This is a genomic window from Aquiflexum sp. (assembly GCF_041749095.1).
In the GTDB taxonomy this organism is placed as follows: domain Bacteria; phylum Bacteroidota; class Bacteroidia; order Cytophagales; family Cyclobacteriaceae; genus Aquiflexum.
Window position 1 is genome coordinate 1 of sequence record NZ_JBGTCA010000480.1, and the last position, 8,391, is coordinate 8,391.

At 40.9% G+C, this 8,391-nt stretch carries 7 protein-coding genes; 3 read left to right on the forward strand and 4 right to left on the reverse strand.

All coding sequences use genetic code 11. The annotated features are described in order from the left end of the window. On the reverse strand, positions 1-852 hold an 852-nt coding region (locus tag ACEW8O_RS21930; RefSeq protein ID WP_373496769.1), incomplete at its 3' end, for a serine hydrolase. A gap of 61 nt (positions 853-913) precedes the next feature. On the opposite strand from ACEW8O_RS21930, the gene ACEW8O_RS21935 reads away from it, so the two are divergent. The 3 genes from ACEW8O_RS21935 (at position 914) to ACEW8O_RS21945 (ending at position 3,635) form a co-directional block, all read left to right on the forward strand. Beyond that, a complete protein-coding gene (locus tag ACEW8O_RS21935; protein WP_373496770.1) occupies positions 914-1,738 on the forward strand; it encodes a LytR/AlgR family response regulator transcription factor in 825 nt (274 codons plus the stop codon). 99 nt (positions 1,739-1,837) lie between these two features. Beyond that, positions 1,838-2,458 (forward strand): hypothetical protein, encoded by a 621-nt coding sequence (locus ACEW8O_RS21940; protein ID WP_373496771.1) that lies wholly within the window; start codon positions 1,838-1,840, stop codon positions 2,456-2,458. Between the two features lie 13 nt (positions 2,459-2,471). Further along, on the forward strand, positions 2,472-3,635 hold the full coding sequence (locus ACEW8O_RS21945) for a serine hydrolase domain-containing protein (RefSeq protein WP_373496772.1): 1,164 nt from the start codon (positions 2,472-2,474) through the stop codon (positions 3,633-3,635). Positions 3,636-3,755: 120 nt separating this feature from the next. Here the strand turns inward: ACEW8O_RS21945 and dinD are convergent, their stop codons facing one another. The 3 genes from dinD to ACEW8O_RS21960 all read right to left on the reverse strand — a co-directional run. Beyond that, complete coding sequence (dinD, locus tag ACEW8O_RS21950; protein WP_373496773.1) at positions 3,756-4,589, reverse strand: DNA damage-inducible protein D; 834 nt, start codon at positions 4,587-4,589, stop codon at positions 3,756-3,758. A gap of 244 nt (positions 4,590-4,833) precedes the next feature. Then, positions 4,834-7,128, reverse strand: a complete 2,295-nt coding sequence (bglX, locus tag ACEW8O_RS21955; RefSeq protein WP_373496774.1) for a beta-glucosidase BglX — start codon at positions 7,126-7,128, stop codon at positions 4,834-4,836. A gap of 384 nt (positions 7,129-7,512) precedes the next feature. Continuing rightward, on the reverse strand, positions 7,513-8,391 hold an 879-nt coding region (locus ACEW8O_RS21960; protein WP_373496775.1), incomplete at its 5' end, for a glucoamylase family protein.

Consider the following 8,391-nt stretch of genomic DNA (forward strand, 5'->3'; position numbering starts at 1 on the left):
AAACCACTCCCACAAAATCCTACTCACCTTCCTTTGCAATTCATAGGCAGCATTGTCATCCTCCCATCTTTGGTCTTCATTGTTTTTGGTGGCTATATAAAAAACATAATCTCCCTTTGGGGCATTGACCATCACCAATTCTGATTTTGAGGCATTGACCATTCCCTGTTTGGATGCAGTCTGAATATGGGGAGGAATAGCAGAGAGTGAATATTCGTCAATAAATACATTCGTCATCAAGCGGTACATCCTATCGGAAGCTTCCTTACTCACTATTTCACCCTTTCTGATTTTCACCAACAGTTGGGCCATTTCCCTTGGAGTGGTCTGACCCCAACCGTACACTTTCCAGATTTCCTCCCTATTAGGAGTCCTTGAATTGACCCTTGTATGCTTTAACCCCAACTCCTCCATAATTTCGTTGATCCTTTCACCTCCACCTGCTAATGCCTGACACCAAAGGGAGGTGGTATTGTCACTGTAGCTGATCATCAATGACATCAAAACACTGAGTTCTGTCTCTGTACTGTCCTTGAAAAACTGCATCAGACCGGAACCGCCGTATTTGATGGAATCTCTATAAACCAATTTCTGATGGTTCTCCAATTCACCCTTTTCAATTTTGTCCATCACGCCAACTAAAATCGGGACTTTTACAATACTGGCTGTTGGGAAAATGGTATCTGCATTGATGGCAACCTCCTCATCGGTCTTGAGGTTGTAAACATAAATCCCAACTTCACCCTTGAAATCCATTATTTCATGTTCAAGAATGTCCTGAAGGGTCTCTTTTTGACCATATCCATTAAAACCCGAAAAAAGAATTATCAAAAGACAGAAAGTGAAGCGCATAAGATTTGTTTAATTTGTCAGGAATATATCCTGATAGAAGTTCAATTCCAAAATTTTGACAATGGAGATAAAAAGTGTGAATGATCAAAAAAATGACTATCGCCCAGATTTATTGATTTTTTTGATTGCAATTCCTATCATCAGCGCTATTAATTTTCATCTTACCTATTCCAATATTCAGTTAAATCTATTTTTTCTGACTCGATTTTTGATTGATACAATTCAGGGATATTTTGCCTGGTTAATTGTAAGATTGTTGATTATCAGTCTTGACAAAAAAATCCCATATGAACCAAAACCGCTTTACAGAATATTGATCCAAACCATTGTGACCACTATTTCAGGTTTGTTTTTCATAGCTTCTACTACAGAAATTCTCAGTCTGATCGTAAAAAATGAATGGGCTCCTTTAAATTTTTATACCCAGGACTTGTTGATCATCAGCATTTGGTTTTTGGTCATCAACGGTTTTTATGTTGGAATGTATTTTTACAGGCAGTGGGAAATGAATTTGTCTGCATCCAAGTCAGAAGGATTAATCCAGGAAGGAATAGCTGTAAAAAGCGGTAATCAGAACCTTTTGATCAGATTTGATGAAATTTTGATTTTTGAAGTGGAAATAGATTATGTTATTCTTAGAGATGTTTCCGGCAAAAAATACTTTCTTGATCTTTCTCTTGATAAAATTGAAAAGAAAGTCCCTCCAATCATATTTTTCAGAATCAACAGACAGGTTCTTGCACACCGACAGGTGATTAAGGGATTTAAAAAAATTGAAAATGGTAAACTGTTGGTTCAATTGATTCAGACATTGGACATCGCCAATGATTTGACTATAAGCCGAACCAAAGCAGCTGCATTTCGCTCTTGGTTTTTACCGCAATAGATACATTTCAAGGAGAAATCTCTAACAGTTCACCGATTCCAAATCAATTTTTACGCATTCAAATTTTAACCAATCGTAAGTTTGGGAAAAATAAATGCTATGAAAACTACCACAATGTTGATTGTCTTTTGCTTCCTATTATCATGGAATCAGGCAATTGCACAATCTGAAAACCAAAAAAACTACAGGAATTTCCCCATTGTACTGACCTTACAGTTCCATGCGCTTTCCATGCCAATCAAGGATATGAAATCCAATCTCAAAAATGTTGGCTTTGGGATTGGCACTGAAGTCAGTCATAACGGTTCGCATAATTGGGCACAGCAGTTTGATATCATTTGGATCAAAAATAGAGGCATTGGAAATGGAATTCTATTTTCTACCCAAACTGCTTGGAGGCCGATGGTTGTCGGAAACGTCTATTCTGAAGTAAAAGCAGGAATTGGATATATGATCGGATTTAGGCCTTCGGAGTCTTTTACCCAAAAGGACGGAAACTGGATTTCAGTAGGAAAAAAAGGAAAGGGAATGCTGACTTTACCTCTGGGAATTGGAATGGGGTATTACAATCATTCCCAAAACATGTTTGTTTCGCCTTTTTTGGGGTACCAGTTTATGTTGGTAAAAAACTACAATCTTGACCTACCCTTTGTGCCACAATCCCTTTTACAAATGGGTGGAAGAATCCATCCTGATTATTCAAAATTAGGAGAAAACTAAACCACTATTTCTTATGAAAACACTTGTATTGATAGCCTTTACCTTTTGGTTTACCTCTTTGATGGTCATGGCACAGGGCTTTGAAGTTCAAACCTGTAATGAAGCCCCTGACTTATATGCTTCGGCCAAAATTTCAGAATTGCAGTCTATTCTGGATCAACTGACCCACAACAAAGTCCCCGGTGCAGTGGCAGCAATTTGGGATGAAAGCGGCTATTGGGAAATCAGCAGTGGCTATTCTAAAATCGAAGGCCAAGTCCCCATGCAAACCTGTCACCTTCACTACATTCAAAGCATCACCAAAACCTATATGGCAGTCAGCATACTCCAACTTTCTGAGGAAGGAAAAATAGCCCTTGACGAGCCTTTCATTCATTACCTCCCTTCTAATTTGACAGATGGAATTCCCAACAGCGACAAAATCACTGTCCGCATGTTGCTCAACCATACTTCCGGAATCCGGGAATACAATGATGACCCCACTTACGTGACCCGGTTATTGCAAAATCCCAATCGTATTTTCCAACCTGAAGAATACCTGGATTACATCAGGGGTAAAAAACCTGATTTTGAACCGGGCAGCAAATATTCTTATAGGAATACAAATTACCTTATTTTGGCACTGATTGCTGAAAAGATCACGGGCAACCATAAAGCTTATATGAAAGAAAAGATTTTCAAACCATTGGGCTTAAAAAATACATTTTACCGGATTGAACAGGGGGATTCTTATGGGGATAAATTGGTCAACAGTTATTGGGACAGGTACAGCAACAGTATTTTGGAAAATGTCTCTGTACTCCAAAACAGCAATGTAGTCTCCATGATTGGAGATGATGGCACCATCACTACTCCAAAAGAGGCAGTGATTTTTTTGAAAGGCTTTATTGAAGGAAAATTGCTGTCAGAAAGCTCAATGGAAATGATGCAGGAATGGGTATTGAACAGAGATGGGAAACCTGTTTATGGCCTTGGCTTGAATACTACCCTGTTTCAAGGTTTTGAGGGAATAGGCCATAGCGGAGGGGGATTGGGTTCAGGAAGCCAACTATACTATTTTCCCAAAAAAGACCTGTATATATTCTTGGCTGTCAACATGGGTACTGTGACTCAAAGTCCTATTCATAAAGAGGTTGAGAAGATTCTGGATGAAGTTTATCGGGTTATTCTTAATTGATTTAGCTATGTTTTTTATTCCATTAGTTCGTTAATCTTATTTTGCCACTCGTCCTCAAATACTACCTGAAATTCAAAGTCGTGGTCAGGTTTTCCTTTATAATGCAGTGTTGGAAAGTGATTAATTTTTCTCGTTTTTTGACTTTAAAGCTTTTTGCTTATCACTTTCAATCTTCTTTATACTTTCTTCTGTTGGTAAATCTTCCGGCATTGTTCCTCCTAACTCTTCAATGGTTTGACGTACTTTTTTACCGACTTCATAATGCGTTTGATTGGCTTTTTGTTTACCCTTTATGTTTTCTCTTTTCAGTTTTTCTTCCGTCTGAGTGGCCCGGAATAAGTTTGCTGCCAACTCAGTACTTCCCATATGGTCAAGAATGTTTTGGCTTTTCTTCAAACCTTTTTTGGTGTGAATTTCTTTTGCTCCCAAACCATTATACAAACCCATGTAGCGGTGATTTTGGAAGACTGCATATTCCCAAGGTTGAATTACTCCTGCTTTTTTGGCAGCATCAGCTAATTGTTTGTTGTGTTCTGCCATTTCTTTTCGAAGGAACAATCGTTTTTCTTCTTCCGATTGAAGTTTTCCAAATTGTTCTTCTAAAACTTCTTGTTTACGGGTTTGAATGGCAAAATAGGTTTGCCCTAAAGCAACTACCTCTTTTGATGGATCAGCATTTTGAACTATCAAATAACAAGCATATCTAGAGAGGTGAATATCTCCAATATCTCTTTTAGCTCCAGAGCCAATTTCAACCAATTTCTCCACACAGGGAAAATGGTCGTCTGACTCTTGTCCTGAATTTTTGCAAGATTGTTTTGCCTTTTCAATTACATTAAGGAATTTATCCCATTTGTTATATTCCAACACTTCATACAATTCCCTTGCACTCCAATATTCCTGACCAATTTCATTGGTGTATTTTATTTGTTCAAAAGTTGAATGTGTAGTCATATTATTTTCTTTTTGTCTTATTATACTTAACTTTTTCCTCCTCCACCAGCAAAGCTTCCAAAGCCACATCTTCGTCCGCTAACTCATACACTAACTTGTCAAAAAGCCAAGATTAAAGAAAGTCGTTTTCATGGATTTTTATAGTCTTTGATTTAGGTGGTTTAAAAAAACCTTCCAGGTTTTTCGTGAATTGGTTTTGTTAACAATTTCAGGAATTGAAACCTGGAAGGTTAATAACAAATCCCTACTTCACCCAATTCACTTTCCCCTTGACCACATCCCTTGAATTGCCTCCGACCATGATCTCAAATTCTCCCGGTTCCCAATCAAAATCAAGGTCATAATTGTAGAACTTCAAATCTTCGGTGCTAATTTCAAAAGTGATGATTTTGGACTCTCCTGCTTTTAAAGGAACTTTCTGAAAGCCTTTCAGTTCTTTCACAGGTCGGGTTATACTGGCTACCAAATCCCTAATATACAATTGGACCACTTCTGACCCATCATATTTCCCGGTGTTTTTCAAGTTCACACTTACCTGAAGTTTTTGATCTCCTTTCAGGTCAGTATTGCCAAGTTTCAGGTCACCATATTCAAAAGTGGTATAACTCAAACCGTACCCAAATGGATATAAAGGATCATTGGAAACATCAAGGTAATTGGATCGGAATTTTTGAAACCATTCACCTTCGGGTAACGGTCTTCCGGTATTCTTGTGGTTGTAGTATATCGGTACCTGACCCACATTTTGTGGGAATGTGGCTGTAATCTTCGCCGATGGATTTACATCACCGAACAGCACATCGGCAATCGCATCCCCGGCCTCCGAACCTGCAAACCATGCATTGAGAATCACAGGCATATTTTCATCTTCCCACTTCAATGCCATCGGCCTTCCGGTAAACAACACCATGACTACCGGCTTCCCTGTTTCCAACAATGCTTTCAGTAATTCTCTTTGCTTTTCGTCCAATTCGATATTGGTCATGCTTGAGGCTTCACCGGTCATCTCAGCGGATTCACCCATGGCAGCCACGATCACATCCGCATTTTTGGCAACTTCCAAAGCTTCCTCTATCAAAACAGAGGCAGGTCTATTGTCCCTATAAGTGGGTTTTCCAAAAATACTTACCCTAGATTCCAACAGCGAATCAGCCACCACATTAGCGCCCTTGGCATAAATGATTTTAGCCCTATCCCCAACTGCATTTTTCAAACCATCATGGAGGGAAACTGATTCTTCGAATTTACCGGCAACACTCCATGTTCCGGTCATGTTTTCCCTGTTGTCCGCAAGGGGGCCAATCAGGGCGATGGTACCTTTCTTTTGGATTGGCAGGATACTGCCTTCATTTTTGAGAAGCACAATGGACTGAGAAGCTATTTCTCTTGCTATTTTCCTGTTTTCAGGGGTGAAAACTTCCTTCTTTGCTCTTTCAGCACCGGTATAACGGTAAGGATCATCGAATAGTCCGAGTTTGAATTTGGCAACCAAAATCAACCTAGCAGCATTTTCAATCTGTTTTTCAGTCACCTTGCCTTCTTTCAGGGATTTCTCCAGAGTGGTCAAAAAGCCTTCCCCAACCATATCCATTTCCACTCCTGCATTGAGTGCCATAGCAGACACGGTCTGCAAATCTCCCAAGCCGTGGTCAATCATCTCATTGATGGCAGTGTAATCAGTCACTACAAAACCATCGAAGCCCCACTGATTGCGGAGAACCTCCGTCATCAGCCATTTATTGCCACTTGCAGGAATCCCATCAATATCGTTGAAGGATGTCATCACAGACCCTACCCCGGCCTCTACGGCTGCTTTGTAGGGAAGGAAATATTCATTGAACATTTTCTGCCTGCTCATATCCACTGTATGGTAATCCCGTCCGGCCTCAGGTGCGCCATATAAAGCGAAGTGTTTGACACAGGCCATAATGGTATTATTGAGACTGAGGTCATCCCCTTGGTAGCCTTTGATCATGGCTTTGGCAATCCGGGCCCCCAAATAAGGATCCTCTCCGTTTCCTTCAGAAACCCTTCCCCATCTTGGGTCTCTTGATACATCTGTCATCGGAGAAAAAGTCCAATTAATACCATCGGCACTGGCTTCTATGGCTGCAATCCTTGCGGATTTTTCTATCAGTTTCATATCCCAACTGCTGGATATCCCCAAGGGAATGGGAAAAACTGTTTCATACCCGTGGATCACATCCATTCCAAAAAGCAATGGAATACCCAAGCGGCTTTCCTCCACTGCAACTTTTTGGACATCCCGGATCTTTTCGGCTGTTTTTATATTGAATAAACCTCCGACTTTCCCGGCCTTGATTTTTTCAGCAATATTTGAACTGGCCGCCTGCCCTGTTGTAAAATCACCTGCCGCAGGAAGGTTGAGTTGACCGAGTTTTTCTTCCAAGGTCATCAAAGAAAGTATTGAATCTGCTTTCTGAACAAATCGCTCCTCAGTGGTAGTCTGGCCTATTGAAGGATTATAGACCGACATGGCTATAACGATACTGAAAAGAATTAATCCTGTATTTTTCATAGTGTCAATATATTGATTTTTGGGTTATCTGAAGTCTGTGACTTCGGATTTTTGAGTATTGTTAGATTCTTGAATCTCATGTCTTAAGTCCCCGATACTCGGAACAAGCTTTAGTTCTTGTCTCTTGGTTCTTGTTTCTTGGTTATATCGTCCGTAACTACGGTACTTTGATGACCCGATATCATTTCAAACCCGGCAATAAATTACCGGGCTATAATTTCGGTCATGCCTATGGCATTTCTCCATACCGTATTTCTGGCCTCTTGGCTCCCCGTGCCGATAGCTATCGGTACGGGACAGGCTTTAGTTCTTGGCTCTTGTTTCTTGGCTCCCCGATACTCGGGGCAGGCTTTGTATCTTGGTTCTTGTCTCTTGCATCTCCTTTCATCTTTCAAACCCCAATTTTTCCAATCCCTCCTGTATCTCTGGACTGCTCATAAACAAATCCCATAGCAGCCCACTGCGATGGTTCTCGATCATCACCACAATAGGCCCCTGATCAATTGCCAGATATCTTTGGGGAAACCAATTCTCTGTTTCGCTGAAAGCATCATAGAACCCATATTCACCGAATAACTTATCTCCGAGATTTTCATACCAATGCCGCATGGCCTGCATGGAATATTCGGGAGTGTAAGGAAAAGATGAAAGTGCTGCGGTCGGTGTAATAACACCCCGATCCCGGTTTTCTCCCGGAGCATGGCCCGCATATCCTTTTACAGAATAGCTTGCAGTTAAGCCCCAACTTTCAGGCCCGTAACCTTTATAACCTAAAGGGTTATCCACGCACCAAGCCCGGTTGATTAAGGTATGGTTGGTATTGTGTTCCCAATAATCTGCATATTGGTCTCTGAGTCCTCTGGGATCCAAACCCACGTAGGAGTAATGTGCCCAAAACAAGGGTCCTCCGTATTCTTCAGTCCCATTGTGCCGAAGTGCCAAATGATAGCCATAAGCCTCATGGTCCGGGTCATTCCTGATATCTCCGCCTCTGTTCCATCCTTGATGGTAAACCGAAGCAGGGACATCATGAGTGGGGGATGAAGCTGCCAAGATATACATGATCTGACATTCATTATAGCCCCTCACCCCAAAATTCATGTCCCAACCATGGTTGGGACTCCAATGCCAATAAAGTATATCCTCGCCCCCTTTGGTATGCCAGTCAAATTCGACCGCTCTCCAAAGCTTGTCTATCCTTTCTGCCAAGGCCTGTTCATTTTCGTTGCCGTCTTTGAAGTATTGTCGCACGGTCAATAATCC